This is a genomic window from Paenibacillus sp. A14 (assembly GCF_036864815.1).
In the GTDB taxonomy this organism is placed as follows: Bacteria; Bacillota; Bacilli; order Paenibacillales; family Paenibacillaceae; genus Fontibacillus; species Fontibacillus sanfengchensis.
This window is the reverse complement of sequence record NZ_JBAGJD010000004.1, coordinates 193,807-218,486: the sequence shown is the minus strand read 5'-3', so window position 1 is coordinate 218,486 and position 24,680 is coordinate 193,807. Positions and strand designations below refer to the sequence as shown.

General features: G+C 46.3%; 34 protein-coding genes. 7 read left to right on the top strand and 27 right to left on the bottom strand.

From position 1 onward, the window contains the following. Positions 1–2: 2 nt before the first annotated feature. Both V4U88_RS12415 and V4U88_RS12410 read right to left on the bottom strand, forming a co-directional pair. The gene (locus V4U88_RS12415) at positions 3–665 is read right to left on the bottom strand and encodes a GNAT family N-acetyltransferase (protein WP_334073581.1); all 663 of its coding nucleotides are present in this window, start codon (positions 663–665) and stop codon (positions 3–5) included. After that, positions 662–1,471 (bottom strand): helix-turn-helix domain-containing protein, encoded by an 810-nt coding sequence (locus tag V4U88_RS12410; protein WP_334073580.1) that lies wholly within the window; start codon positions 1,469–1,471, stop codon positions 662–664. Before V4U88_RS12410 ends, V4U88_RS12415 begins: the two co-directional genes overlap by 4 nt. A gap of 168 nt (positions 1,472–1,639) precedes the next feature. On the opposite strand from V4U88_RS12410, the gene V4U88_RS12405 reads away from it, so the two are divergent. Further along, the gene (locus V4U88_RS12405; RefSeq protein ID WP_334073579.1) at positions 1,640–2,164 is read left to right on the top strand and encodes a GNAT family N-acetyltransferase; all 525 of its coding nucleotides are present in this window, start codon (positions 1,640–1,642) and stop codon (positions 2,162–2,164) included. 452 nt (positions 2,165–2,616) lie between these two features. Here V4U88_RS12405 and V4U88_RS12400 read toward each other — a convergent pair whose 3' ends face one another. Continuing rightward, on the bottom strand, positions 2,617–3,171 hold the full coding sequence (locus V4U88_RS12400) for an SUKH-4 family immunity protein (protein ID WP_334073578.1): 555 nt from the start codon (positions 3,169–3,171) through the stop codon (positions 2,617–2,619). Between the two features lie 49 nt (positions 3,172–3,220). Then, the gene (locus V4U88_RS12395; RefSeq protein ID WP_334073577.1) at positions 3,221–3,346 is read right to left on the bottom strand and encodes a hypothetical protein; all 126 of its coding nucleotides are present in this window, start codon (positions 3,344–3,346) and stop codon (positions 3,221–3,223) included. Between the two features lie 103 nt (positions 3,347–3,449). Between V4U88_RS12395 and V4U88_RS12390 the strand changes: the two genes are divergently transcribed. The 3 genes from V4U88_RS12390 to V4U88_RS12380 all read left to right on the top strand — a co-directional run bounded on the left by V4U88_RS12390 (position 3,450) and on the right by V4U88_RS12380 (position 5,198). Beyond that, positions 3,450–4,352 (top strand): copper amine oxidase N-terminal domain-containing protein, encoded by a 903-nt coding sequence (locus V4U88_RS12390; protein ID WP_334073576.1) that lies wholly within the window; start codon positions 3,450–3,452, stop codon positions 4,350–4,352. 229 nt (positions 4,353–4,581) lie between these two features. Further along, a complete protein-coding gene (locus tag V4U88_RS12385; protein ID WP_334073575.1) occupies positions 4,582–4,785 on the top strand; it encodes a helix-turn-helix transcriptional regulator in 204 nt (67 codons plus the stop codon). Further along, positions 4,782–5,198 carry a hypothetical protein gene (locus V4U88_RS12380; protein ID WP_334073574.1) on the top strand — a complete coding sequence of 139 codons (417 nt, stop codon included), beginning with the start codon at positions 4,782–4,784 and terminating at the stop codon, positions 5,196–5,198. The genes V4U88_RS12385 and V4U88_RS12380 overlap by 4 nt, the downstream gene beginning before the upstream one ends. A 125-nt stretch (positions 5,199–5,323) precedes the next feature. On the opposite strand, the gene V4U88_RS12375 is transcribed toward V4U88_RS12380, so the two are convergent. From V4U88_RS12375 to V4U88_RS12330, 10 genes are all read right to left on the bottom strand, one after another. Beyond that, the gene (locus tag V4U88_RS12375) at positions 5,324–8,140 is read right to left on the bottom strand and encodes an alpha-amylase family glycosyl hydrolase (protein ID WP_334073573.1); all 2,817 of its coding nucleotides are present in this window, start codon (positions 8,138–8,140) and stop codon (positions 5,324–5,326) included. A gap of 393 nt (positions 8,141–8,533) precedes the next feature. Then, entirely contained in the window at positions 8,534–9,577 is a 1,044-nt protein-coding gene (locus V4U88_RS12370; protein ID WP_334073572.1) for a LacI family DNA-binding transcriptional regulator, read from the bottom strand. A gap of 135 nt (positions 9,578–9,712) precedes the next feature. Continuing rightward, positions 9,713–10,216 (bottom strand): hypothetical protein, encoded by a 504-nt coding sequence (locus V4U88_RS12365; protein ID WP_334073571.1) that lies wholly within the window; start codon positions 10,214–10,216, stop codon positions 9,713–9,715. Between the two features lie 273 nt (positions 10,217–10,489). After that, positions 10,490–10,936, bottom strand: a complete 447-nt coding sequence (locus tag V4U88_RS12360; RefSeq protein ID WP_334073570.1) for a DUF6630 family protein — start codon at positions 10,934–10,936, stop codon at positions 10,490–10,492. Between the two features lie 37 nt (positions 10,937–10,973). After that, on the bottom strand, positions 10,974–11,954 hold the full coding sequence (locus V4U88_RS12355) for a hypothetical protein (protein WP_334073569.1): 981 nt from the start codon (positions 11,952–11,954) through the stop codon (positions 10,974–10,976). A 121-nt stretch (positions 11,955–12,075) separates the two neighbouring features. Continuing rightward, positions 12,076–12,402, bottom strand: coding sequence for a DUF6572 domain-containing protein (locus tag V4U88_RS12350; protein WP_334073568.1), 327 nt, complete (start codon positions 12,400–12,402; stop codon positions 12,076–12,078). Positions 12,403–12,521: 119 nt separating this feature from the next. After that, positions 12,522–12,974, bottom strand: a complete 453-nt coding sequence (locus tag V4U88_RS12345; protein WP_334073567.1) for an SUKH-3 domain-containing protein — start codon at positions 12,972–12,974, stop codon at positions 12,522–12,524. 133 nt (positions 12,975–13,107) lie between these two features. Next, positions 13,108–13,761, bottom strand: a complete 654-nt coding sequence (locus tag V4U88_RS12340) for a hypothetical protein (RefSeq protein ID WP_334073566.1) — start codon at positions 13,759–13,761, stop codon at positions 13,108–13,110. Continuing rightward, a complete protein-coding gene (locus V4U88_RS12335) occupies positions 13,721–13,990 on the bottom strand; it encodes a hypothetical protein (RefSeq protein ID WP_334073565.1) in 270 nt (89 codons plus the stop codon). Before V4U88_RS12335 ends, V4U88_RS12340 begins: the two co-directional genes overlap by 41 nt. Then, positions 13,987–14,469, bottom strand: a complete 483-nt coding sequence (locus V4U88_RS12330) for an SUKH-3 domain-containing protein (protein WP_334073564.1) — start codon at positions 14,467–14,469, stop codon at positions 13,987–13,989. The genes V4U88_RS12335 and V4U88_RS12330 overlap by 4 nt, the downstream gene beginning before the upstream one ends. A gap of 105 nt (positions 14,470–14,574) precedes the next feature. On the opposite strand from V4U88_RS12330, the gene nfi reads away from it, so the two are divergent. Continuing rightward, positions 14,575–15,258, top strand: a complete 684-nt coding sequence (gene nfi / locus V4U88_RS12325) for a deoxyribonuclease V (protein ID WP_334073563.1) — start codon at positions 14,575–14,577, stop codon at positions 15,256–15,258. A 27-nt stretch (positions 15,259–15,285) separates the two neighbouring features. Here nfi and V4U88_RS12320 read toward each other — a convergent pair whose 3' ends face one another. The 5 genes from V4U88_RS12320 to V4U88_RS12300 are packed head-to-tail and all read right to left on the bottom strand — an operon-like array spanning position 15,286 to position 17,564. Then, complete coding sequence (locus tag V4U88_RS12320; RefSeq protein WP_334073562.1) at positions 15,286–15,618, bottom strand: MmcQ/YjbR family DNA-binding protein; 333 nt, start codon at positions 15,616–15,618, stop codon at positions 15,286–15,288. 27 nt (positions 15,619–15,645) lie between these two features. Beyond that, a complete protein-coding gene (locus V4U88_RS12315) occupies positions 15,646–16,080 on the bottom strand; it encodes an SUKH-3 domain-containing protein (protein WP_334073561.1) in 435 nt (144 codons plus the stop codon). A gap of 27 nt (positions 16,081–16,107) precedes the next feature. Further along, positions 16,108–16,545 carry an ATP-binding protein gene (locus V4U88_RS12310; RefSeq protein ID WP_334073560.1) on the bottom strand — a complete coding sequence of 146 codons (438 nt, stop codon included), beginning with the start codon at positions 16,543–16,545 and terminating at the stop codon, positions 16,108–16,110. 2 nt (positions 16,546–16,547) lie between these two features. Beyond that, positions 16,548–17,285 (bottom strand): tRNA(His) guanylyltransferase Thg1 family protein, encoded by a 738-nt coding sequence (locus V4U88_RS12305; protein ID WP_334073559.1) that lies wholly within the window; start codon positions 17,283–17,285, stop codon positions 16,548–16,550. Positions 17,286–17,309: 24 nt separating this feature from the next. After that, positions 17,310–17,564, bottom strand: a complete 255-nt coding sequence (locus tag V4U88_RS12300; RefSeq protein ID WP_334073558.1) for a DUF7660 family protein — start codon at positions 17,562–17,564, stop codon at positions 17,310–17,312. 649 nt (positions 17,565–18,213) lie between these two features. Between V4U88_RS12300 and V4U88_RS12295 the strand changes: the two genes are divergently transcribed. Beyond that, the gene (locus V4U88_RS12295) at positions 18,214–19,236 is read left to right on the top strand and encodes a hypothetical protein (RefSeq protein WP_334073557.1); all 1,023 of its coding nucleotides are present in this window, start codon (positions 18,214–18,216) and stop codon (positions 19,234–19,236) included. Positions 19,237–19,297: 61 nt separating this feature from the next. Here V4U88_RS12295 and V4U88_RS12290 read toward each other — a convergent pair whose 3' ends face one another. Further along, the gene (locus V4U88_RS12290; protein WP_334073556.1) at positions 19,298–19,621 is read right to left on the bottom strand and encodes a hypothetical protein; all 324 of its coding nucleotides are present in this window, start codon (positions 19,619–19,621) and stop codon (positions 19,298–19,300) included. 75 nt (positions 19,622–19,696) lie between these two features. On the opposite strand from V4U88_RS12290, the gene V4U88_RS12285 reads away from it, so the two are divergent. Then, complete coding sequence (locus V4U88_RS12285) at positions 19,697–20,368, top strand: hypothetical protein (RefSeq protein WP_334073555.1); 672 nt, start codon at positions 19,697–19,699, stop codon at positions 20,366–20,368. An 84-nt stretch (positions 20,369–20,452) separates the two neighbouring features. On the opposite strand, the gene V4U88_RS12280 is transcribed toward V4U88_RS12285, so the two are convergent. The 7 genes from V4U88_RS12280 to V4U88_RS12250 form a co-directional block, all read right to left on the bottom strand. Then, positions 20,453–21,853, bottom strand: coding sequence for a M56 family metallopeptidase (locus V4U88_RS12280; RefSeq protein ID WP_334073554.1), 1,401 nt, complete (start codon positions 21,851–21,853; stop codon positions 20,453–20,455). A gap of 25 nt (positions 21,854–21,878) precedes the next feature. Next, the gene (locus V4U88_RS12275) at positions 21,879–22,226 is read right to left on the bottom strand and encodes a BlaI/MecI/CopY family transcriptional regulator (RefSeq protein WP_334073961.1); all 348 of its coding nucleotides are present in this window, start codon (positions 22,224–22,226) and stop codon (positions 21,879–21,881) included. Between the two features lie 226 nt (positions 22,227–22,452). Then, positions 22,453–23,004, bottom strand: coding sequence for a hypothetical protein (locus V4U88_RS12270; RefSeq protein WP_334073553.1), 552 nt, complete (start codon positions 23,002–23,004; stop codon positions 22,453–22,455). Between the two features lie 20 nt (positions 23,005–23,024). Further along, positions 23,025–23,609, bottom strand: coding sequence for a hypothetical protein (locus tag V4U88_RS12265; protein WP_334073552.1), 585 nt, complete (start codon positions 23,607–23,609; stop codon positions 23,025–23,027). Between the two features lie 23 nt (positions 23,610–23,632). Continuing rightward, a complete protein-coding gene (locus V4U88_RS12260) occupies positions 23,633–23,779 on the bottom strand; it encodes a hypothetical protein (RefSeq protein ID WP_334073551.1) in 147 nt (48 codons plus the stop codon). An 83-nt stretch (positions 23,780–23,862) separates the two neighbouring features. Then, complete coding sequence (locus tag V4U88_RS12255; protein ID WP_334073550.1) at positions 23,863–24,126, bottom strand: hypothetical protein; 264 nt, start codon at positions 24,124–24,126, stop codon at positions 23,863–23,865. Positions 24,127–24,349: 223 nt separating this feature from the next. Then, a complete protein-coding gene (locus tag V4U88_RS12250; protein WP_334073549.1) occupies positions 24,350–24,586 on the bottom strand; it encodes a hypothetical protein in 237 nt (78 codons plus the stop codon). Positions 24,587–24,680 lie beyond the last annotated feature (94 nt).

Sequence of the window (24,680 nt, the reverse complement as noted above, 5' to 3'; positions counted from 1 at the left end):
CGTTACCCTCTCTTCGCTCCGAATTCCCCTTGTCCGCAGTCGTTCACCATGTAATACCATCTCGCTTCATTGAACAGTAAATACCAAAGGGGATGATACTCCCCCGACCGGGTGCGGAACGAGAATTGCTCGTAAAGCCCCTTGGCCCGGGGGTTACGCTCCGAGACGTACAGGCTTAACTTCTGCAAGCCGGGTTCCGACTGTACAAAATGCTGCGCCCACCGCAGGAGCCGCTTTCCAATTCCTTTGCCCCGGCAGTCCGGATGTACGGCCAAGTCCGCGATGTAACATTCCCCCACCTGGGGTTGATGGTCCATGAGGTACAGCCCGACTCCCAATTTGAACACATTCCATTGGCCAAACTGCCTGAAGCTTTTCCAAGAAGGGGAAGGCTGCCTTACCGGCTTCACCTTCGCCTTAACTGCTGCCTTCCACTTTATGGACAGCGTTCCCAGGACCACTCCCTCTTGGAGGGCGATTACTCTTTGACTTGCGGGTTCGTAGGGATACAGTTCCAACATTTTCTCGAAAAAAAGCGACAATTCCTCATCATTCAGCTTCGCCAGACGTTGAAACTTCCCGCGAAACCCGTGTACCAGCAGCCGCCCCACCTGGGGATTATACTTGGCTTGCATCGGTTCAATCGTGATCGGCGCTTCGTTCATTGCCACTCCCCACCTTTTTCAGATTGCGAACCCGGTTCTTTTTCCATCAGGGACTGTATCTCGAAATGCAAGGCGTGAGGGCTAAACAACGATAAGTAGGATCGTTCGATCAGGATGAGAGGTCCCGCCAAAATATAAGACTGCGCATCGGCATAGGCATAAAACGCTTCAATCGCTCGGTCGAGTTCGGCTTCCTCATAAATCAGACTCTGTTTGGACAGATAATAGCCTCCCGGTAAGGAAAGATCGCCGGGCTCTTCCGTTTCCAGACATAAAGCCATTGAGTCCGAACCCGTATAGATATAATGAATGTCGGACTCAAACAAGTTCGTCGCACGCTTGGCCTGTTCCGCCAAAAGTTTGGCATGGAGCGTCAAGTTGGCACTCACTTCAAACCATTGTTCCAAAAAAACCATCTCTCTTTGCTTTATTTGGTAAGGAGAGGATGAAGTGGATGACTGGCTGAAGTTTTGTTGTTCCTGCAACACTTTTTCGATAAACCGCTGTAATTCCTGCAATCGTACCACCTCGGCGTCTATGTCCCGCAAGGATTGCCGCAATAGCTCCCGATATTGATCTGTCGAGAAGTCCGACATACTTTCTCCAATCGACTTGACGGGTACCTCCAGCTTGCGAAGCAACAAAATATGAGCCAACCGGTAAATTTCGGTCATGCCGTACATTCTATACTGATTGCTGTCGGTGTAAGCGGGTTGCAGTACTCCTTTCTCCTCAAAATAACGAATTTGATGAACTGACACATTCATCAGTTTGGCTAACTCACTAATCGTGATCTCTTTTTTCATGGGATTCACTCCTAATTGCTGAGGCTTGGCATAGGTCTACGTTACACCTTAGGTCTGACCTAAGGTCAAGCGCAAAATTTTATAAAGGAGAGCGGGGCGATTCGGGGGGAAGGGGATTGAGGTATAATAAAGACAGACAACCAAAGTAGAAAGGGAAGTTTGTTAACGATGAAGCATGACGTATTTGATCAAATTTTCGCCATCATGGAGGCTTCTTTTCCGGAAAGCGAACGAAGAACCTATGCCGGACAACAGGAATTGCTGGCCGACCCGCACTATCGGCTGATCACGGAAACGAATGACCATAACCGGGTCATTGCCTTCATGGCCATATGGGAATTTCCGTCGTTTCGCTTTGTGGAACATATTGCCGTGGATTCAGCCATCAGGGGAGGCGGCTTAGGCAAAAAGTTAATGACCGCCTATATCGGGGAATCATTCAAACCGATTCTTTTGGAGGTGGAGCCTCCCGACACGGAGCTGGCGGGGCGGAGGATCGGCTTTTACGAACGTTTGGGATTTCATCTCAATCCTTTTGAATATGTGCAGCCTCCGCTTCAGGAAGGACAGCCCGATTTGCCGCTCAAGATCATGAGCTACCCCGAACCGCTAGCAGAGGCGGCGTTTAATTTATATAAAGATGTCTTATATGAAAAGGTGTATAAACTGGCGAAGCGGGCGTTTCGGAGTTAGGCAAAAGGGCATCTAGTGTCCCATCAGACATCCAAATCCGTATTAAGCCCACGGACTATCAAGGTGCCGAGCTCACTTCCAACTCCAAAAGATGCAAATCTGCAGGTATTTTGACCGATCCACGAGGGTATGCGAAAAAAGATGCAAATCTGCAGGTATTTCTAGCGGTTTTAGAGAAACGAGCCTATTTCGTCGAAAATTCCTGCAGGAATTGCAGGAATTTTGAAATTTTTGTTCCGAACAGGAAAAAAACCTGCAGATATGCAGGAATTCTATGTTAATCAAGGATTGTCTGACGGGGCACTAGTCGAAACGACTCCGATTCAACCGGGCGGCCCAGCGAAGCGTACGCAGGGCCAAATCTCGCGGGATGGCGAACGAACCCGCCCCATGTTGTTGCATTCTCGCTCTAAATTCATAACTAATTTGACCATCCAGAGATTTACTTCCTCTCACTTCGTAAAGTCCGCAATTTCTTCTCCCCAAAATGTCCCCTCCGTTAAAGACAGTGGATCCACCTGACGAAGACGGTCGGAAACCCAATCCAGGCATTCTTTGGGGGCATTTTTGTCAAGGTAGGCGCCCCTTCCATTGATGGTATTTATTTTATTGATAAATTCCACATACACCAATAGCGATTCCGCGAGCTGCGGAATAGAGCTATTTATAAATACTCTGGCATTCTCGTTATCCCCATCTATAAAAACAACCTCGCCATTGGATTCATCGATACAAACCGGGGAGCCGCTCCCCGTAAATCCCAGATAGATGTACCGCTCGTACGCCTCGCCCAATAGGTCATTATATTGGGTTAACCGGACTCCCCCTCCCTCAGCCGTTGATTCGAACGTGAGAAATGGCGGAGCCGATTCGGGCAAACCGGCTTGAAGCAGAAAATTCCTGGTCTCCTTAGGTAAAAAGAACGGCTGCAAACTCGATTCGTCATATTGAACCAAACCGTAAATCTCACTGTTCCACTTGTCCAAAAATGCTTGCGGTGAAATCATCTGTCTCTCTCCATTCATAAATTGAATTCATTGCCCCTCCAATCACGGGCTAAAAGCCGTGCTCAAAATCTATCTTATAAAGATCTATCCAATTCACATTGATCTCTTTCAAGAACTCATCATCGGGGTTCATCATCGTTTCACCGGTAGGCCCATGATAGGTTACCAAGCTCATTCCTTTCCCTCCCTAATTGGTGTGTCATTTTCCGCGACAAAGTTCGTTTTTCTTACGTCTAAGAAATAGTATACTAAATATTCCAATAAGGAGCGTACGAATAATGAAAAGGTTGCGGGTGGTTTTATGCCTCCTGGCGGTGGTTGCTGCTTGTTCCATGGGCCATACGTCTGGGGCGGCTGGTGAGATCAGCTTGAATGTGAACGGGGAGAAGCTCGCTGAGTTTAAGCCTGTGATTGTGGACGGTTCCACTTTTGTCCCTATACGGGCGGTTTCCCTGCTCCCTGTTTTTAAACTGGACTGGGATAAGAAAACGAAAACCGTAAGCGTAACGAATACCTCCTCCAAGGAGGTCCTCAAATTAACGTTAAATAAGAACTTGGCCTACAAAGGAAACCATAAGCTAAAAATAGATGCTCCACCTCGTAACATCCATGGATCGATTTATGTTCCTTTAAGGTTTATCGGCGAATCGCTCGATGCTCATGTGGCATGGGATACGGAAACCCGCACCGCTATGATTTACAGTTTCCCCGAGAATCCGGACCTGGAAAGCCCGGACCTGGTTACCGCCCGGCAAGCCGCATTGGGACTGCCAAAGGTTTGTTTACGCGAATCTCTGGGTTACACGAATGATGTTCGGGTCACGAAGTATTATTTTCCCTATGGGCAAGCTCGGAAGTTCTTTATTCAAAAAGGGGAGTATATCGGATATTTCGAAGTGAGAGAGGGTGCCGCTTGGCAAACTTGGGAGGGAAAAATCACCTCTAAGAAAAAACAGGAACCCGATGCCATCCCTGGTCTCGTGCCTGCGATCAGCAAGGAGTGGGGAAAGCGTCCGGATTATAAAGGGGCTTATGTTTATTATTCTCATTGGTGGATGGGAGGAACCGTCAATTATGGCATTATTGAAGAAGACGGACCCACAAAGGAAACGGGAAGCATCGATAACATCTTCGACAGGGTAAAAATAACTCCCATTGATGGAGAGAAGCGCATAGACTAGAGGGCATCCTCTCAACTTATAAACCTGCCACGACAATGGAACGTGGCAGGTTTTGATTTGCACCAAATATTCTGCACCTGAATGAAAAAACACAAGAATCATCGGACTTATGAAACAGGCTGGGGGAGGGGAGGCACCTTATGGAAAGCTTGCTTGACATTAATTCAGAGCGATGCTATCTTCAATGTAAAGCAAACTTTCCATCCAGGAATTTTCCAGAGGTGATTGCGTGAAAAATAAACTGGAAGAAATACGTAAACAGCGTGGAATTAGGCAAGAGGAACTCGCTGAAGTACTCAAGGTATCGCGGCAGACGATCGGCTCGCTGGAGAACGGGAGGTATAATCCGTCGATCATGCTGGCCTTCAAAATCGCCCGTTACTTTGGGATGAGCATAGAGGATATCTTCATTTACGAGGAGGAGCCATCATGAAAAGAAACACATCGGTTTATATAGCCGCGCTGATCACGGGTATTTTTTGCATCGCGGCCAGCTTCTTTTTCAAAGGCGAGGAAGTGAAAACCATCTCCGGGGTACTGATTGGAGTTGGGGCGGGGTTGGTCGGGATGAGCGTAGCTCAACTCTATATGAAACGGGTTGAATTTAACCATCCCGAACTTGCAAAGCAGACTGAAATCGAACTCAAAGACGAGCGGAACACGATGATTCGCCATCGGGCCAAAGCGAAAGCCGGCGACATCACCCAGTGGCTCATTATGGGCATTGCTTACTTGTCGATCATCATTTCGGCTCCCTTATGGGTCACGCTGGCGATTGTGGCCGTTTTTCTGGCCCATACCGTAATCGGTCTTTATTATATGAACAAGTATCAGAAGGAAATGTGAGCCGTAAGGAACGATACCTTGCTTTTGCCAAACAAAGAGCGGGAACCGCCAGAACGGAAGAAGCCCCGTACCAGCACTACGGTACAGGACTTCCTCCATAAGCGGATTTATGAGAGTCCGATCGCTTAGCGGTCCTTCCAGCGCTGTACGGTAGCTGTAACCGTATCTCCGCTGCCGGCGGTGGTCTTCGTGCGGTTGCCGATGTCGCTGCCGTTGCTGTTCACTTCGACGGAAGCCCAGCTTCCGCGGGTGAACTTGTACAAAAGCGTCGTGCCTGCCGCCAAATCAAGCTTGATTGTGTAGGTTCCATCCGCTTGACGAGTGAGCTGATAGGCCGGGTCCGCCGGATTCCACCCGTTGAAATCCCCGGCGAGATATACCGTGTCGCTTTCCGTGGTGTCGGACGGGACATTTACCGTAAAGGTCAGGCTGTCCGACTGCGGTTCGCCTTCGGCAATATTGCCGTTCACCAGCGTCCAAGTGCCTGTGGAGAAACGATAATTTTTGCCGTTATTGTTGTCCCATGTTCCGCTGCCGTTATTGAAGGCGGCCGTTATTCCCGTCGCCGTTCCCACCGGCAGATCAATCGAATAGTAGCCAGGCTGAGCCGCCGGTGTCATCGCCACGCCCGGTACCGTCGTCCATTCGTCCTGCCCATCTATTTTGTAGTGAATATAGGGGGTTGCGAACGATGTTTTGTAATAGATGGTTACGGTACTCCCTTCCGGTGTCGTCACTGTGGCGGAGTTGCTCGACCCGGATACATTCCCCGCTGCATCCTTGGCCTTTACGGTATAAGCGTACGTCGTATTCGGCTGCAGATTCGTGTCCTGATAGGAGGTTGTGTTTACCGTAGTCAATAAAACATCATCCCTATAAACCTCATACCCGGTTACCCCTACATTATCGGTGGACGCGTTCCAACTGATCTGAGCTCCATTGGAACCAGCCAAAACTGCCGTTACCTGACCGGGGACAGACGGCGCCTCCGTATCCGGAACTCCGCCAGGCGTCGTTATTTTCGCCGCATTGCTTAATGTGGATGCATTTCCGGCGGCATCTTTCGCTTTGACGGTGTAGGAATAAGTCGTGTTCGGCTGCAATCCCGTATCGTTGTATGAGGTTCCCGTTACCGATGCGATCTTGACCCCATTCCGATAAACCTCATACGCCGTAACCCCTACATTATCCGTCGAGGCGGTCCAACTGACATCCGCTCCCGTATTTCCGTTCAACACGGCCGTCACATTCCCCGGAACGGTCGGCGCTTCCGTATCCCCAGCCGCCTTCTTCGCCGCGTAGATTTTGTTGGAATTGCCGTTGACGGTGATGGTGATTTGCTTGCCGCCGACTCCTCCCGCTTGAACCGTGATCGTCTCTGAAGGATTCATCAGATTCGTTAATGTTGTTCCGACGGCCAGTGCGCTTTCCGCACGAAGCGGAATGGTCTGGGTAATCGAATTCCCCGAGTTGTTGAAAGCGGCGATGACTTCCTCACCCTTATGGGTACCGGAATCGATCTTCCGCGAGAAGGCATAGAGATTCGCAGCCGACCACATTTCCCTTTGTTTGCCGGTGCGGAGCGCCGGATAATCCTGACGAAGCTTATTCAGCTTGGCTACAAATTGGTACGTGTCCGTATTCGGATTAAAATAATCGGTGATCACGTTCCCGTTGTTGTCGCGCTTCACCATGGACCAGCGGTTCCACGTATCGGCAATACCGCCCGTGATGATGGAACCATTGCCGTTGCCCTTGTTCTGCTCCGTCCCCTGGAATACGACCGGTACACCGCGCACCGTGAAAATAAAAGTCAGCGCATTCTGCAGCTTCTGCACATTCCCTCCGACTTCCGTCAAGAAGCGGTTGCGGTCATGGTTGTCGATGAACGTAACCATATGATTCTCTTGGCCTTTGTACAGGTGATCCTGCGCCAATGTCGGCTTGATGGTGGTGTCGAAGGACTGGCCGTAAGCAAAACTGCTCAGGATCTGGAAGAACAGCGGAAAATCCAGCATCCCCCATTCGCCGTTGCTGCCTACCCAACGGGATACAAACTCCGTGTTTCCGTCAAAATTTTCGCCAAAGGAATTCACGCCGACATATTGCTCCAATTCGCGGATCACCGAAGGCTTGATCAGCTTGGCGGCATCCACGCGCATCCCGTCCGCTCCCGTATAGTCGAACCAGTCTTTAATCGACTTGAAAATGGCGTTCTTGGCGGCCGCATTGTCGTGGTCGATATCATCCAGGCCCGCCAGGTCATGATTTTCAATATAATCCTGGGCCCACTGGGTATAGTTGCCGTCCACCAAAGACCAGTCGATATCGCCGTTGTGGTGATACCAGGAAGGGTTGTTGAAGGGTGCGGCCGGCTCCAAACCGGGAATATCATAGTAATTATTTTTTCCGAACATGTAGTCGCCGATATGATTGGGAACAACGTCGATAATGACTTTAATCCCGAGATCATGGGCGCTATCGACCAGCTCTTTCAGCTTTTCCTTTGTGCCGAAATAAGGATTGGCCTTGTTGGGATCCTTCACGTTAAAACCATGATAGGCCGTGTTCCGTCCCGTCCCGTTGTTGTCGCGGCTCGTCACCTGCGGCTCGGCTACGGGCGAAATCCAAATGGCGGTATAGCCCATGCCCTTAATATATGGCAGCTTGTCGATCACACCCTGCCAGTCGCCGCCCTTCATGTAGCGGAAATCTTCTTCCGAATTTTCCCCGTAGCGAATCTTCGCCCCGGTCGCATTATTTGACTTGTCGCCATCGTGGAAACGGTCGACCATAATTTGATAGACGGTGTCGTTCTCGTCAAAACCGAGTCTCGCGGCTTCGGCTTTCCCGGCAGGCCCCGTAATCCCCCATAACAACGATACAGCTATGGCAAATGCTGCAATAAGGCTTGTTCCTTTTCTTATAGTCTTGAACTTCAACTACTATCCCTCCCAATTCGAATAGAATCGTCATTTTAGAATGAGGAAGCCCAATGAACCATTTGTCACATTTAATTGATAACGCTTACAATATAGTTATGTTTAACTCTTCCCTCCTCCCATAGGAATAATATCGTGCTTTAAAATCAACATTTTCTTTGCAACCAAACTGGAATTATCATGTGAGATTGCCAATTTCGCGTTTCCAATTGGAGGAACCGGTTTCCTAAAATAAAAATAGCATCTGTTTGTTCGGGGGTCAATCTAAATTTTCATATTTTTCAATATTTTGAAAAATGAGCTTTCCGGCCGGTGCGGCTTTTCCGTTTCGGTCCAATTTTCGATATAAAAATAAGCCCTTCGAACCATTCAGGCTCGTCGAGCTTCTTTTAATCATAACGCGCTTCCGGATTTTACGCTCGACTCTCTAACGATCAATTGAGGCTCGATCCAGGTCTGGCGGTTCTCCGCCTCCTCATCCGGCATCGTTTCCTCATCCTGAATAAGGTCCATCAGCAGTTCGGCCGCTTTCGTGCCGAGTCCGAAGGTATCTGTATGAAGACTTGTTAAAGTCGGGGAGGTATAAGGCGCTAAGGGTTCGTTGTCAAAAGTGACTATGCCCATCTCATCGGGAACGGAAATTCCCCGGTCCCTCAGGCACCGCAGAGCGCCAAAAGCAACGTAATTGTTCATGCATATGACCGCATCCGGAACAATGGGGAGCCTGAGCATTTTCTCCGCTGCGGCGTATCCGCTCTCTTCGGCACCACCTTCAGGAAAACTCCATAAAGGATTGACCCCGTAGCCCTGCCGGCGCAGCGCCTCGGAGTAACCGGAGAACCGCTGCGAGAATAAGTACTCCTTCTTCCGGCCGCCGATGAAGGCGATACGACGGTAGCCCTCCGCAAGCAAATGCTCCGTTATTTTTACCGCGCCCAACCGGTTATCGATGTCCACGCAAGGGAACTTAAGCGCCTCGCCCCAGGCGCCGAGCACCACAAAAGGGGATTTCGCCTTCAGCAAGTCGTCAGCAGCTTGTTTCTCCAGGATCGAAGTATCGATAATAAGTCCGTCCGCTTTCTGGCTTAACGCGTACCGATGGAGAAAGTCCCGGCTGTCCCCCTGCGGTACGTTGCAGATCGTCAAATCGTATCCCTTCGAGCCGACCACGCTCTCGATCCCGCCGATAATGTTATAGAAAAATTGATTTAAAAAATCGTTCCGGCGCGAAAGATCGATCATCACCGCCACATTGTTGCATTTCCGTTTAGCCAAGCCGGTTGCCATGCTGCTGGGGATATAATTCATCTCCCTCATAATGGCCCGGATACGCTCTTTCGTAGCGAGCGGGATGCTGGGCGAATCGTTCAGCACCTTTGAAACGGTCGATTTCGCTACGTTTGCGGCTTTGGCGATATCGTTTATGGTTACTTTCACAGGAATGCATACCCCTTTAGCCTTTATAAATAACGGCCTGTTCTGGCCAATCGCTACTTCTAAATTAAATTAAAAAGGCTGCATGTCGCAACCTATTCCGAAAATTTTAATTAAGCACGTTGAGCAAGCGATGGATCAATACGGCAGCCCCCTCGTCCAAGAATCCAATTCACGGATAAGCATGACCCATCCATCTTCAAGATCAACGGGTACGAGATCGAGATACTTTTTACCGAACGCATAGCCCATGAGAAAATGATCAAAGCTGCCGAAACATTTCCCCGGCGAGTCTACAGGTATGTCCCTGAAGAACATGCATACCTTTCCATCGGTTTTGTTGATGACCAGAGGCTCATACAGAATGAGTCCTATGAAGAGCCACGTTTCCGTTCCTCCGGCCAAGGTCTCTACATAAAACTGATTGCGGGAAAGCTCACGAGAAGGAAAAAGATCGATCTCCCCAAAGGACGCCCCGTCACATTCCTGCAAGAATTGAGTATATTCCGCCAAGCCCCCGTGCTTGTCCTCAATCTCTGGATGGGGATTCCCTTCATGAATCTGGCCGATGAGTATGCTGTCCGGATGAGATGCGAGTTGTTCTTTTAACTTATTTATATTTCTTTTTAGGCTTTCATTCATCTTTAGTCTCCTCGTTCAATAACATTAACGGGAAAACCTCCCGGTAATTTATCGCTCTTGGCCCTTGGAGCCGATTTAGCTGGAAAATTTCCAGCTATTTCGGGGCTCAACCGCCTATATTCGCAATTTCAGGAAAATTAGCGGGAGGTATTCCAGGTATTTTGTCTCTGCTGCAGCTTTGGCACCTCATTAGCGGGAGGAAATCCCGTTAATGTGCGACTGGGCTCAGGGCAAACAGGCGAAATCCATCCTATCATGTACTTTAGACAGATGTTATTCATAGTACTGAATGAATCGGGCTTCGAGCGGCAGCCATTCGTCGTCTTCGATCTCGACTTCCAACAACTTGGGCTTATGCTCCAGCTTGGCAATAAACAGGGCGTAAAAGTCGCCGTCGGTGGGATAGGAGAATAAGCCGTATCCTTTTGGCGAAATGAGCTGGTTGACTTCTTTGATCTTTTCCGGGACGTACTCATATTCAAATTTCCCCAGTTCCTCAAGCTCCTCCTCGGATGCCAAATCAAGGTGATGGGCAAATTCATAATCCAGAATAAAATTCACAATTTCTTGATCCTCTTCCCCGCGATGGTCGAGATAAAGGAATTGCTTCGTTTGAAACCCGTAATCCACCAGATCGGTGTAGTCGTACAGGATATCCGGGTTGCTTAATAGCTCCTGATTCCCTTCAAAAATCAGCGGGATAATGGCTCGTTCTGACATATTCATGTCCTCCTTGGAAATAATGTAGGATTTAAAATTATGACGTTTGAAACAGCTCCCCATGTTGGTTCGGAATATATTCGGCGTAATGCCGGCGGTAAAAATCGTCGATCACACACAGCAGGGGGTCCCACTCCGGGTAAGGCTCGGGACTTGCAAACTCCATTTTGGCTTCAGGGGTACTCATTAAAAAATCGTCACTATGCGCGGGAAGCGGCAGGCCTCGCTTGGTTCTGATATGCCTGAGGAATAAAATTTCATAAGGATAGAAACCGTATCGATAATCGCCAAATTCGTGGAACTTCCCGACCTCAGAAGCCTGTATCGCATGGAATAATGCCATGCTGTTGATCAACTGCGCTATCTCTGCCGGGTCAGACGACAACCACCGATCCAGTGCCTGCCGGTACATCCCCAGATCATCCGGGATCGAGCCATGCGGCAGCCCCGCTTCTTTCAACTGTTGCCACACAGCGATATGTACGTTCTGGTCGGTTCCCGCGACGGTCTTGTTCCTATACTGTAAGTACAACTCCAGCAAAAACCAGATGTGTTTGTTCTCCTCGTTACCGTCCAACATGTTGCCGCCCAAGCGGGTTACTATGAAATCAAAGAGAATATCTTCTTCCTTCTCCCACCCAAACATCGCAAAATGAATTAAGGCTACGATAACTCCACGAAAAGTGTAATTCTTTATCATTTTGGGATACCTGACTTTATAAAGATCCTGCGCCATACACTGATAGAAGACGACCACCTGCATCTGCTTCAGGCCGTCCAGCCGGTTTCCTCCGGTAATCAGCACGTCGCTTTTCCATTGGGATAAGTAATAGGAGGCGATGGAATTCAAATCAATCAGTAAAATATGATCTTTTTCCGTTTGGTTCGAATCGACGATTTCAATCACTTCTTTGTGATTCTCTTGATATCGTCTTTGAACTGTCTCAAACTTAATTCCATCTACGAAGTTTTTGCTGTATCTTCTGAACGACATGTTGAGCTTCTTGGGGTTAAGCAAGTTGTTCCTCCTCCGTGACCATCATGCCAATAATCAGGGAATCCATCCAGTATAATCTGCTCCAATTCTACAAGATTCTGCAAAACCCGTTCAGAGCCCGTCGGAGCTTGATAGACTAACACTACAGATCAACCCCAACCCGATACTCCATCCGCAAATCAGCCGTACTTTTTCTAAACACATCGATGAGCTTCAGAGCATTTTCGGTAGGAGCATATTTGAATTTCAGCTCAAAAATAAATCCGTCTACGGACTTCGCGTCCGGATATACCGCGTAAATCTGCCCGCCTTCAATAAATGAAAGGTAAGCATTCATTTTGTCCTGCAGCAGAGTTAAATGCTGAAGCTCGTCGCTCCAATCCAGGTGGTCCGCCAGCAGTAACGCTATTTTATTTTCCGTGTTGCTCTTACCGATCCCGTCTACTTGGTTTGTGTCCAATATTGACATATGTATTCTCCTTTGTCCTCCACCATCACAAAAGGAAGCTGCCTGGAGCTTTTCAACAACTCGACCAGGCTTCTTTCTGTGAGAGAAATAATTTAATGCACCTCTGATTTTTGCTATCCCTATTCCTGATGAATTAATTTAAACTCTTGGCATTCACACAAGTTACTTATGGCTTCATCTATATTGTCGCCAAACTTCCAAATATAGTAGTCGTCATGTGCGCCGTATACTTTTCCCGAATCGGACATAAATAATAACGCGTTCTCTCGGTAGACCGAACCAATGACTATCAAGTACTCTCCAATTAGAACGTCGTATCTTTTAAAGTGGACTTTTGTAACCCCTTCGCGAAATTGGCTTTCCGGAATAATAATAAAATTCTCACCCTCTCCCCCATCCAAGAATTCGCACACTAATCCCCCAAACCGCTCTAAAGCCTCCTTAACCGGAGTACTTACTTGAAAATCCCGACTTTCTAAAAAAGAGAGGGTTGCACTCACATCCACTTTTCGCTCGGGGTGCCATCCGGCTTTAGTCAATATTCCTAAGGTTCGCTCCGAAAATCTATTCACGTTGCCTCCTTCAAGGTCCTTCCAACTGCAAAAAGATGCAAATCTGCAGGTATTTAAGCCGATCCCCGAGGGAATGAAAAGAAAGATGCAAATCTGCAGGAATTCTATGTTATCCAGGTTGTCTGATGGGGCACTACTCCGATATCTCGCTCCTGACCGCTATTCTTCCAGAGCCAAAATGCTCGCGAAAAAAGCGGGGATCGAACAATTTTCCGGGAGAAGTTGTATATGTATGCACTGATTTTGTGGAGCGGGCCTGATTCGTTCTGCTGCTTTTCGTAAAGTCGTAAGGAATTGTTTCCTCGAGGTTAAAGGTTAAGGTGATTCGGGACCTGCTCTCCGCTACAATCATAATAGAGGCGTAGCTATCCTCCAGGAAAGATAGCCTTCCCCCGGATATACATACCACATCTCCTTTCCGAAGGGTGTATGGCCAGCTATGATACCGCCGACGTCCCGTATGAAAGTCACCTTCAACCATTTCAAAATCCGCCCCCTTAACGCCTTCGATCCGCACATGGATGGTTCCAAATACGAACAGCGAATCCTCCTCCGAACGAACTCCGAGGGCTTGCAGTTGATCTTTGAAATCAAAGATATTTATTACGGTGTTCATCAGTTCAAATTCATATGACCCGCTTATATCCCTGGGAAAGTTCAGAAAAATCACCGGCGAAAATTCTCCGGCATCCGCTACAATTCCATCGAACTCTTCGTGGCTTATATCCAGTGTAATAATCATAAGCTCACCCCAATTTCCAACTCCATCTTTTCGATGAACTTCCATGCTCCATTTGCCGCTCCATTGCCTCCAGCAATCTAAAGCGTTCCTGGTCAATCCCCGCATCGTATCCGCATATCTCAAAGTAGCGTTTTTTTAATTTGACGTACCAGTAATATAGGCTGTAATGGATATCTTCCTTGTAATAACGCTGCAGCTCCTCGGCGGAAATATAGTTCTGGATCGTTATTTCATGTAAAATTTGGATCTGTTCTATGCAATCTCTCCAGTTCAAGGAACTTCTTCCGGTTTTCTGAACAGACAAAGCGTATCCAGGGCTTCATAAATGCTGTCTCCGAATTTGTATAAGGAAGCTCCATTCTTCCCAAATACCTTGCCTGATTTCGAGATGAGCAAAATAAAATGACCGCGGTATGCCTCTCCAACGACAATAAGCGGCTCTTTCACGCGCTCCTCAAATTCCTCGAAATCTTCTTTTTCATAATAATCCCCTACAGCCACTTCAGGACTAAAATGAAAGGTTTCCCAACTCCCATCCGGATGCGCAAACTTAATTTCTCTCCCGCCAAAAAGGCTCAATGTCTCAAGCACAGCATCGAATACTTCATAACCCATAGCTTCCAAAAATTTTACGGTCGGAGTTATATCGATACTAGTGTCTGGACTCCAGCCTGCCTGATGAAGCATCTCTTTGGTTTTGATCGATATATTATCCATAAAGTCACTCTTAAAAGCTTCCAGTCGTTGGCTCATCTTGCCTCCTGCAATAAGAGAATTTCAAATCTGTAAAATAAGATATAATAGACTTATGTACATATAGCTGCTGAAACTATTTAAAATACATAAAAGGTGATTACAATGAAATCAAAAATCATGCATCCTTGGGAACTAAACGAAGAAGAAGCTGTCTCCATACAGCGGGAACTAGCCCAAAAGGTCATCCAGCAGGATCAATACCATGACATAACCTATGTGGCCGGTGTGGATGTAGCGTATTCGAAACAAAGCGATGTGTTGATTGCTGCCGTAGTTATTTTGGAGGCGGCTTCATTAAAGCTTGTGGAATCCGTGACCGTAGAAGACCGGGTCCAGTTCCCCTATATTCCCGGACTGTTCTCCTTTAGAGAACTCCCCCCGGTTATAAAGGCTTTCAAGCAAATCAAAACCCCGCCGGACTTGGTAGTTTGTGACGGTCAAGGCATCGCGCATCCCCGCAGATTTGGTCTAGCCAGTCATTTAGGCGTTCTTTTGGATATTCCGACGATCGGTTGCGGAAAAACGAGATTACTCGGAACCTATGATGAACCCGGGGATTCTCGCGGGAGTCATTCCCCTCTCATCGACAACGATGAGGTTGTCGGCCATGTCTTAAGAACGCAAGACCATGTTAAGCCTATATTCGTTTCTATTGGTCATAAAATCTCGTTGAATACCGCTTCAGCGTGGATCTTGAAGCTTTCGCCGCAATACCGCCTGCCCGAAACAACCCGTCAAGCGGATCATCTTGTAAAAATGGCCTTAAACAAGCTTAATCCTTCCTAAGGATCGAGCCTGCTACCAGGCCGCTGTTTATTTCTTTTTAGTCAGGAGGTAGCTTTGTTTGATCATCTCGTGTACTTCTTCCTCCGGAACGTTACCGTCAAGGATGATGGAATTCCAATGGTCCTTATTCAGATGAAAGGCCGGAACCACCGAAGAATAGGCCTGACGCCAGAACTCCAAGGCACCCGGTTCACATTTTACATTGATCCAAATATGGCCGTCCTTTTCAAAGATCCACGCAAATACTTTATTGGTGTACATATGCCGCACTACGGTCCAATTTTTATCACGAAAAGGAGTATCTTCATAGGCAGTTCCCAGACTCAAACAATAATCAATGGCTTCTTGTCTAGTTTTCAAGCAAATCCTCACCTCGCTATCCCATTCTCAAAACATTCCCCACGGCTTAAACCCATGCCCGCTTATCAGGTGATCCCAAGCTTCCATAGCGGAGTCGCCCAACTTCCCGGTACTGCAGTACACCTTTCCGCTCTCCGAAACAAACAGCAACAAGTTATCGCTGTCGATCATCCCCACTGGAACTAATTTCTCTCCCGCATATTTTTCCTCCGATTTGAAACTGCCGTGTCTATAATAGTCCGTGAACCGGATACTTGTATTATGCGTTTCTTCGTTTACCGTATCCTCGATCACCAAATCGCCAAATTCTCTTAAGAAATCCTCGACCGCCGGAAAAACAACATAACCCCGCTGCTCGAGATTTTCTTTCATTTCGGTTATATCGATCTTCCTTCCTTCATACCATCCGGAGTCTCTTAGTATTTTCAGTGTTTCTTTGGTCGGTATATCCCCATTCTTCATGCATCGGCCTCCTTTACGGACTCCGCCCTATGTTAGGCTTTCGATATCAAAGCGATCATCATGCGACCTTACCCGGTACAGTTCATCGAAGCCTTCCTGATAAGAAGGAGGCTGCAGCTTCTTCAAGGTACTTCGGATTCCCACGTCGGCAACCTTTTCCTTCCCTTGCCTCCGCTCGTTTCGCTCCACCGACAACGCATAGTCGGGTTCAAAATAATAACCCACGATCTTAAATTTATACTTTTGCGCCAACTCGATATACTTCTTCCGGTCCTCCATGGTCGGATTTGTGTTATCCACGACAAACGGGAGACTGGTTCGAAGCGAGGCCTCCAGAAACACGCCCTCCCGATGCCTGGACCTTAACATATCGAGGTTGATTCTCATATGGGTTTTAAAGAACTTTTCCTTGTAAAAGGTGGATTTCCCGGAAGCCTGGATCCCGATAAAAATGACGCACTCCATCACTATTCATCCTTCGCCAAATAGACGTATTGGTTGATGTACTCCCGATCCTGGCTAAAAATCGGCGTATGGAGATCCACATCCCACTTACTGCGTATCGCTTCACCTTTGCTGTAGGTTTGTTTTGTGATGCAGGCACCCCGCTTTTGCCAAACGGGCAGGTCATTCCAGTTGATGCCTTTCTCCAGGAACAGCTTGTCCTGAAGTTTTTTTCCGTCCAGTCCCTGTAATGCCTCATGCGGAAAATGAGCCTGGGCCACCATCGAAATGCTGTTTTTGGTCGCGTCCTGCTGTCTCCAGAGAAAATAGTTCGCCACTTCATCATGGGGCAGTACCCAAGCCCGGCTGTCAAAGGTAGCCAGCGGTTTGTCCGGGTAGGCTGGTTTAATCACCTCATTGAACTTGGCGGTAGCCATGGAGGCTGAAACGGAGACGATCTTTTGCAGATTATTTTCGAACCAGGACTGTGTGGTCAGCTTATCGTAATTGGTCAACAGGATGGAAATTTCGTCGCTTTGGTGGTAAACCAGCTTGCAGCCCATGATGTTCTGCGCCAGATATTTGCATGTCTCCCAAAACGCTTGAATTAATAATTCGTCAAACGGCTTCTTCATTTCCCGGGTAAAGGTGTGAAAATGAGAACCGTCGATCCGAATAATCACCGGGAGCCGCTGGGGCAGCGTTTGCCGGAAAATATTCTCGTACCCCTTCATGCGATTGCCAAAGTCGTCTTTTTTCATAACGTCCGCCCTCCTTATTTAAATTTACTCATATCGGCTTCCCGCAAACAACATGGCGGCGAACCGATTCCAGTCGGCATGCTCCGTCTGATCATGGTCCGAGCCAGGGAAAAGTCCGTCCGTATCTTCGACCCAAGACGCCATCCCGTGGAGAAAATCTTCAAGCGAAGTATTTTCCCATTCGTCGGTGTTTTGTTTCAGATCCTTGATCAAGCTATAGACAAAGTTGATAAAATCTTCTTTGTTCCTTACCGCTTCCGAGCTCTCTTGTATGTCCATCGTTAATTCCCCCTATCAGATAAACGCTCGAAAAAAACTCCAGCATCAGGATCTCTGATATTCTCGATTTTGTGGATGGTGGATTAGAGCATCTCTTTCACCTTTCTGTTTGATCGGTAGGGCCTTTATGGTTCCAACCGTATTTTTTCATATTCAATATGTAATCTCTTACCGGTATAAAAAAGATGGGGAAATTAAAGGGAATTCTTCCCGTTAATTTGGTGCGTATGCGGCTGCAGAGGCGAATTAGCTGGAAAACCTCCCGTTAATTCGCCTGAAATTGTGTATATCGGCAATAGGGCCGCGAATTAGATGGAGTTATTCCAGCTAAATCCGATCCAAGAGCCAAGAGCGGTACATTAACGGGAGATTTTCCTGTTAATGTGCAGACTCTGACGGGGGCGCTTTATATCTACAATTGTGGGTGTTGGCAACCTATCTCCGAAACCATTTCATGAACTTTGCCCAACGCCAATTCTTTAGTTCAACCTATTTAATTCCAAACTCGCCTCAGCCTGCGTAGCCACAGACAAATCACCTCTCCCCCTAACCATTGGTAAAAGTATCAAAAATTGATGTATGGATTCCGATTATATTGTAGAGACAACTCCAACAACCAAATATTAGCAACCCAGAAAGGTGGAATGATATGTATTCCAAGTTAATAACCTCACTCGTACTGTTTACCCTTTTGGCAGGCTGCAGTTCTTCTCCGGATTTGACCCGCAACCGGGGCTCATCCGATCTGGCCGCGTCCGGGAAATCTACGGCATCTGCAGCTACGGAACAAAAGATTTCGATCACAAAGGGGAAATATGTAACTGTCCCGGGAACCTCCTTAAGTTTTACTCTTCCAACGGATTTCCAGCCTGCGAGCGGTTTTGTAGGTTATGAGAGTCTGAAACACCAATCCAGTATCCTGATCCTTGAACTTCCCGTGCCCGATGGTTCGCAGGCTATCTCCCATTTAGACGAAATGTACACCGCCGACCGGCTAAAAACCAAAGGGATCGAGCTAGTTTCAAAAGAAACCTTAACGACTTCCCATCAAAATAAGGCTCTCCTCCTCAAATGCAGTATTAATAAGGACGGGATCACTTATACCCAATGGATTTATCTTTTGGAAAGTAACGAGCAGAAGGTGGGGCAAATTCAGGTAAGCGCTCCGGAAAAGCAATTTAAACTCATTGAGGATCAAATCATGGATATGCTATCCACCTTTCAATGGGAAAGTAAATCCCTGGAATCGGATACTTACTATGCACTCGATTTACCGACGGATTGGAAACTGGCGAAACAATTTGGTGTCATGGAACTGTACAGTAAAGGCGGCATGTTTCCCATCCCCGAAGGTGAGCCCTCCCTCGGCGTGACGAACCTGCAACAAACCGTTCCCGTCAAAAAGAGACAGGCGTACATAGAAAAGATGAACTTGAAACGAAATTACTATACCGACCTGGAAGTCATCGATTCCAAGGATGTTGAAATCCATGGATACCCCGCTAATATCTCCTATGTTTCCGGGATCGAAGTAGAGACATCAAAACCGGTGGTCAAGCAGTATTGCTACATATTTCTGGATCAAACCGTTATTTTTATTGAAGCCGATCAAACGAAAGACCTTGAAGAATCGGAATTCGAAAAGATTGCGACCTCCTGGAAATTAAAATAATTCACAAGGCTCATTCCCTCTCCTTCATTTAAGTGGAATGAGCCTCTCATGGGAACAAGGCTCATTCCATTACCGCCAAGACCTCATCCCCTGGCTCTATCTTCGTAAAATCCTCGGAATCATAAATAATAAGTCCAATATTTATACCTCCCCAGATCGAGGTGGAGATATCCATTTTTTTCACTTTAAATCTCAACTCTTCAGTGGCGGTTCTTACTATAATATACTTATCGACAAGATAAGGTATTTTTAAATGGTTTAAGGAAATCTCCGGACCCAATCCCCCTGAGATCAGAGAACCCAGTTTTGTATCAATGATAGCCATCCCGACCCGCATGATGTGTTTATATGCCGAAGGCTTAGAGCGAATATCGTGTTTTTGCATTCCATACCTTCCTTTTCACTTACTTTTCGTGTTACATGAACAAAGAAGGAACATCCAAAATTTGGAGGTTACTAAATGAAGCATCTCAAGTTACCTTTTTCACTAATCCTCATTTTGATTGTACTTGTGTGTGGTCTCGTTGGTTTATCCACGAAGAATCGTAACGCTTCTACCATCACCAATTATACCAAAAATGGGGAAATTGAACTTAAAAAAAGCGACTTCAGCAAAGTTTTTGAAAGCGACGGGCCGGTTTACTTGGGGGACAGATTGTGGGCTAAAGCATTATCCTATGAGGAATTAATTCATCAGATTGCCGCAAATCGGAATGAATCTACAGAGAAGATCAAGAAAATTTTTAGCAAGAGTAAATCATCCGATGAGATTTTTTATGTTCATTTTTATCAACCATTTGAAGTTGGATATACCGGTTGGTACCCACAGATAGATGTTTATGTGAAATGTAAAGGAGCATATAAAGATTTTGTAGGGATCGAGGATCTTCATTTGAGAAGATCCTATAATTCAGGTTCTAAAGCATTTAGCGGGAAAATCCGGGCAAAAATGGAGAGCAGCAAAAGAATCTACTGGGTCATAAATGGCGACTTTTACGATAATGGTACTACCAGGACATCATTTAGCGGAGCGGTTGGTGTGGATAATGACGCTACGCTAAGCTTTTCTATTGAAAGTCAAAAGGATCACTTCGGGTATGTTTATAAAACGGGTTATATGGACAACCGATAAAACGAAATTTTTGATAACTAATACAAAAAGGGATTCGTAGCCGATGGCTATGGATCCCTTTTGTACAATACCGCCCGAGCTGCCTTAATCTACATTTCCAAATTGCAGGCCGCCGTTATTAAGCTCAAATCCATACGTGTTACCCAGAACCTGCAGTTCGCTTTCACTCACTTCAGCTATCTTGCCGATTTTGTTGTCTTTATCCCTGACGACTTGAAAATCGGTTGCTCCGTCCCCGTCAAAATAAAATTTGGTGAATTTTCCTTTGTCTTTGGGATCCTGATCCAGAAACAACCGAACATGTTTGCCATTATACAGATATCTGTCCTTGGCTTTATCGTACGTCAGTCCATAAGCCGTGTAATCCTTTAGCTCCCCATAGTTAAAATCGGATGTTGTATCGCCTTGTTCCGATGAGGCCGAGTAAGCCCCAGAATCAGGTCCGGCGTGGTCGGCACTTTCCGCGGCGTTCATTTCTATCGCGGTTCCTGCGAAACTGCTGCTTTCTTCTCCGCTTGATTGTTCCGCAAATGCGGACACGGCCCCCAACACTAAAATGAGCGAAATAGCCGCTGTCACGATCGTCACTTTTTTCAATTTCATAATGGACACGATCCTTTCCCGGGTCGCATTTTTGCTGAACCCCTGATATAAGGGAGTGTATCTCCCTTTTTGCTCCGCTACCGACAAGAGGCATAACGCATAGTCCGCTTTGTGCTTGGCACCGAGATGGTTGATCACTCTTGCATCGCACACCATCTCCATATCCCGGCCCAGATAGAAGTACATCAGCCAAACCAGCGGATTGAACCAGTGCAGGCACAGAGCGGCAACCGCAGCCATTTTCCATACCGCGTCGAAGTGCCTGATGTGCATGTATTCATGGGTAAGAATATACTCCATTGCGGCCTCGTTGTCCGTATCCAAGGTTTTGGGCAAAATAATCTTCGGCCGCCATATCCCGCAGGTCAGCGGTGTATCAATCCGGTCATAGGTCAAGATGGAGAGCTTCCGCCGCAGGGGGTGTTTTTCCAGCCATGCTTCAATCACAGGGTGATCTCCCCGCAAAGGCAGCGCGGTCCGCAGTTCCCTTAGGCTTTTATAATAAATCACCATTACCGCCATAAGCAGCAGAACAGCGCCAGCAAGCCAAAAGGCTGTAAGATGCTCCGGCTTTGGCCGCCAATCGGAATCCGTCAAGGCCGCACTATCCGCTTTAAGCTTTCCGTTCTGCTCCACGGTATGCCCGGAAGTTTGACCGGGGCCTGGGGACACCACGGCTGAACCTGTATTTGCGTCATAACCGGAATCAAAGAATTCAATCGGCGCAGGCAACTGCGGAAGGATGGGAAGGGATACGGGAACCAGCAGTCTGGCAAGCACGATTCCCCAAAGAACGAGAAAGAGCAATCTGGGTAATCTATGGATAGCCACAGACCGCAGCAGGGCAACAAGAATAATCAGAGCACTCGCTGACAAACTCATCTGGAGAATATCCATCATCGCCGCCTCAGCTTAAGTTTTCCACAATTTTTTTCAATTTGTCGATCTCTTCTTTGCTCAAGTTCTTCTCATTGACAAACGCGGAAAAAAACATCTCCGCCGAGCCATCGAACATTTTGTTAATCAATTCCTTGGTCTCGTGCGACTGCACCTGCTCTTTGGGAATAAGCGCTTCGCAGACAAAACCCGGGTCGGATCGCCGGATGGCTCCTTTATCGATCAGCCTTTTGATCACCGTGTAAGTCGTATTCCTGTTCCAGCCCGTTTCCCGTTTTAAAACAGCCGCCAGTTCACCCGCCGCCAGCATCCCGTCCCTCCATAAAATTTCCATTACTCTTAATTCGGAATCAAACAGTTTAATTTCCGTTCACCTCTTTCCACTCAGAATGACTACTGTTGTAGTCATTTATTATACTACTCCAGTAGTCACCACTTGTCAAATATATCCTTATGTTAGGCGTATAAACAACTTTGTGCCGTGCGCGGGCCAGCGTGTTTCCGTTCCAAAGCCCGGGGAGCCGATTAGAACTGAAAAGCCCGAGCAGCGTTTCATACGCGCCCCGGCTTTTGAAAAATTGCAATTAGCTTGATCCCTTCCTCTTCCTAAGTCCCAATTTGTCTAAAATATCAACCCTCTGAACTTCCAATAGAACAGAATAATCATGATTGGGACAAATAATGGATGGATGCTTTCCTGTATCTGGACCTTGATAGATTAGGATTTCACCGCATGTTGGGCACGGTACTTTTTCACCCTTTAAAACCCTGTTGTCAATATCCTTGAATTCGTCATATTCATGGGGATTCATATCTATTACACGTTTGAATTTCATGATTTCAATCAAGAGCTCCGTATTTACGTTGTCGAGGGAAAGACTTAAAATCTCCTCAAAATCCGACTTCCTTTTTGAATTGTCCAGCCATTCATCTAGTTCGATATCTTTTAACCCTGGAGGCAAATGCTCGAAGTCGTCCCACCATTTATTCATAGCCTGAAGTAACCAACCATATTGTCTAGAGTTCTCCGAAACTTTTCTATCCAATGCGATAAATATGTATTTTAACGCCTCTCCTAACAGGGCATCTTGAATATACTGTGTATTGTCTCGATAACGGATTGCACTTTGGGCCACTTTAAATCGCCTTCTTCACTTTAGAGGTTAGTAAATGTTGAATCGGGGCTGTAATCCCAATAATCCTTACTCACCAAGCCATTGCATTCACATTCAACTGTTTTTTGAAAAAGAGGACGCATCGCTCTAATAATAGTCGGACTATCGTATTGTAAATTTCCATTTAACAATATAGCTTCGCCGGCTCCATTATTTTTGTGGAACCAGCCTTTACCCTTAAGTTCGTCATTTTGATAAAACCTTACGGATATCCAGTAACCATTTACTGAATCGGGCCAATTCATCACTTTTATATCATTTATTGATAGTAACTCAACAGTACAGGCTTCATTGGTAGGTACGAAAATATCCCCGTCTGCAGCACTTGATCCAGATTCGTCTAAGGTTGCAGGCATTACTTTTGATAAAAAAAACGCATCTTTAGCTTCGGGAGAAGGGGTGATATGCCCGCCGAAATTCAGAGCACTGACCCTTTTACCGCTTCTGATTCCCGTGTATTCCGTGATTCTCAGTTGTTCTACATCCAGCGGGATTATGGTTGATGGAGTGACTTTTTTATCTCGGAGTTTCAGAGGACGTAAGGAATGTTCAAATAAGATAAACAAACCTTATTTCTCCTTTCGAGCTGTTATAATCCAGTTTCATAGTCTTCTATTAGATGTGACCAATATCCTTCAACATCTTTCATTGCTATGGGATCAATTTGGTCATAAAGCTTGCGTAGTTCTCGCGCATATTTTTGAGTAGTATATTCACCATCTTGTCTCATTTTCATTGCCAATTCATTTCTTATTAAGTGAAACAAAAAAATGTTCGCAAGTTTTTCCGATCTCAAACGTACGGGATATAAATTGAATGCTAATAAGGACATTGGTATCCACACCATGATCTTCGAGATTCATCTCTCGAAAAACGTTCTAGATATTCCTCCTCTTCATCTAAATCAATGCTCATAGAAAAATAGGTGCAACCGACATTTACGTGTTGGGTATAGGAATCAGCCCATACTTCTACCTCATAATCAATTAATTCTACAAAAAATACTTCGCACAAGATATTGTAGAGCAACCTCCCCAATTCTTCCCTGGGCAAATTAGAACCAACTGATAAACTAAAATCCATCCTCTTCAAACCTCCAGTACGCTTTAAAAAAGGTGAATAAGCCCTGCGTGCCCACTATAGAATTACAGTTTTAATGAATCCTTCAATTCCCTATACTCATCTGTCATTAAATCATTTACGGTCACATGAGTGATATAATTCTCATAATCAACACCCATATTTACGTGTAGCATAACTTAATTCCGTATCACTATAATTCTCCGGTAAATTTCATACATAATATTTATAAGCTTATTTTTTTATCCAAACCCAAATTTTCAATCACATTATTATCTTTATAGTCAATCATTACTTTGAAATCGTTATTTGGACAAAAGACAGAAGGATGTTTCCCACTACCCAATTTATTTATAATAAGCAGTTCACCACACTTTGGACAGTACACTTCTTCCCCGGCCATAGCTCTATCAGCAATTTGTTGTAAAACTCTAATCTCCTTTATATACTCATTTTCATTCATATCTTTGCTCCTTTCTGTATGACAACTCCGGATAAAGTCAATCCACCTGATTGATGATATTCGAATTACACGTTACATTTCTTGGAAAATGTTA

What these genes read in the sequence shown, in the direction of transcription:
- V4U88_RS12415 (WP_334073581.1), bottom strand. Translation starts at nt 665, where the DNA reads ATGAACGAAGCGCCGATCACGATTGAACCGATGCAAGCCAAGTATAAT.
- V4U88_RS12410 (WP_334073580.1), bottom strand. Translation starts at nt 1,471, where the DNA reads ATGAAAAAAGAGATCACGATTAGTGAGTTAGCCAAACTGATGAATGTG.
- V4U88_RS12405 (WP_334073579.1), top strand. Translation starts at nt 1,640, where the DNA reads ATGAAGCATGACGTATTTGATCAAATTTTCGCCATCATGGAGGCTTCT.
- V4U88_RS12400 (WP_334073578.1), bottom strand. Translation starts at nt 3,171, where the DNA reads ATGATTTCACCGCAAGCATTTTTGGACAAGTGGAACAGTGAGATTTAC.
- V4U88_RS12395 (WP_334073577.1), bottom strand. Translation starts at nt 3,346, where the DNA reads ATGAGCTTGGTAACCTATCATGGGCCTACCGGTGAAACGATGATGAAC.
- V4U88_RS12390 (WP_334073576.1), top strand. Translation starts at nt 3,450, where the DNA reads ATGAAAAGGTTGCGGGTGGTTTTATGCCTCCTGGCGGTGGTTGCTGCT.
- V4U88_RS12380 (WP_334073574.1), top strand. Translation starts at nt 4,782, where the DNA reads ATGAAAAGAAACACATCGGTTTATATAGCCGCGCTGATCACGGGTATT.
- V4U88_RS12365 (WP_334073571.1), bottom strand. Translation starts at nt 10,216, where the DNA reads ATGAATGAAAGCCTAAAAAGAAATATAAATAAGTTAAAAGAACAACTC.
- V4U88_RS12360 (WP_334073570.1), bottom strand. Translation starts at nt 10,936, where the DNA reads ATGTCAGAACGAGCCATTATCCCGCTGATTTTTGAAGGGAATCAGGAG.
- V4U88_RS12350 (WP_334073568.1), bottom strand. Translation starts at nt 12,402, where the DNA reads ATGTCAATATTGGACACAAACCAAGTAGACGGGATCGGTAAGAGCAAC.
- V4U88_RS12340 (WP_334073566.1), bottom strand. Translation starts at nt 13,761, where the DNA reads ATGGAAGTTCATCGAAAAGATGGAGTTGGAAATTGGGGTGAGCTTATG.
- V4U88_RS12330 (WP_334073564.1), bottom strand. Translation starts at nt 14,469, where the DNA reads ATGAGCCAACGACTGGAAGCTTTTAAGAGTGACTTTATGGATAATATA.
- nfi (WP_334073563.1), top strand. Translation starts at nt 14,575, where the DNA reads ATGAAATCAAAAATCATGCATCCTTGGGAACTAAACGAAGAAGAAGCT.
- V4U88_RS12315 (WP_334073561.1), bottom strand. Translation starts at nt 16,080, where the DNA reads ATGAAGAATGGGGATATACCGACCAAAGAAACACTGAAAATACTAAGA.
- V4U88_RS12310 (WP_334073560.1), bottom strand. Translation starts at nt 16,545, where the DNA reads ATGGAGTGCGTCATTTTTATCGGGATCCAGGCTTCCGGGAAATCCACC.
- V4U88_RS12305 (WP_334073559.1), bottom strand. Translation starts at nt 17,285, where the DNA reads ATGAAAAAAGACGACTTTGGCAATCGCATGAAGGGGTACGAGAATATT.
- V4U88_RS12300 (WP_334073558.1), bottom strand. Translation starts at nt 17,564, where the DNA reads ATGGACATACAAGAGAGCTCGGAAGCGGTAAGGAACAAAGAAGATTTT.
- V4U88_RS12295 (WP_334073557.1), top strand. Translation starts at nt 18,214, where the DNA reads ATGTATTCCAAGTTAATAACCTCACTCGTACTGTTTACCCTTTTGGCA.
- V4U88_RS12290 (WP_334073556.1), bottom strand. Translation starts at nt 19,621, where the DNA reads ATGCAAAAACACGATATTCGCTCTAAGCCTTCGGCATATAAACACATC.
- V4U88_RS12285 (WP_334073555.1), top strand. Translation starts at nt 19,697, where the DNA reads ATGAAGCATCTCAAGTTACCTTTTTCACTAATCCTCATTTTGATTGTA.
- V4U88_RS12280 (WP_334073554.1), bottom strand. Translation starts at nt 21,853, where the DNA reads ATGAGTTTGTCAGCGAGTGCTCTGATTATTCTTGTTGCCCTGCTGCGG.
- V4U88_RS12260 (WP_334073551.1), bottom strand. Translation starts at nt 23,779, where the DNA reads ATGAAAATGAGACAAGATGGTGAATATACTACTCAAAAATATGCGCGA.
- V4U88_RS12255 (WP_334073550.1), bottom strand. Translation starts at nt 24,126, where the DNA reads ATGGATTTTAGTTTATCAGTTGGTTCTAATTTGCCCAGGGAAGAATTG.
- V4U88_RS12250 (WP_334073549.1), bottom strand. Translation starts at nt 24,586, where the DNA reads ATGAATGAAAATGAGTATATAAAGGAGATTAGAGTTTTACAACAAATT.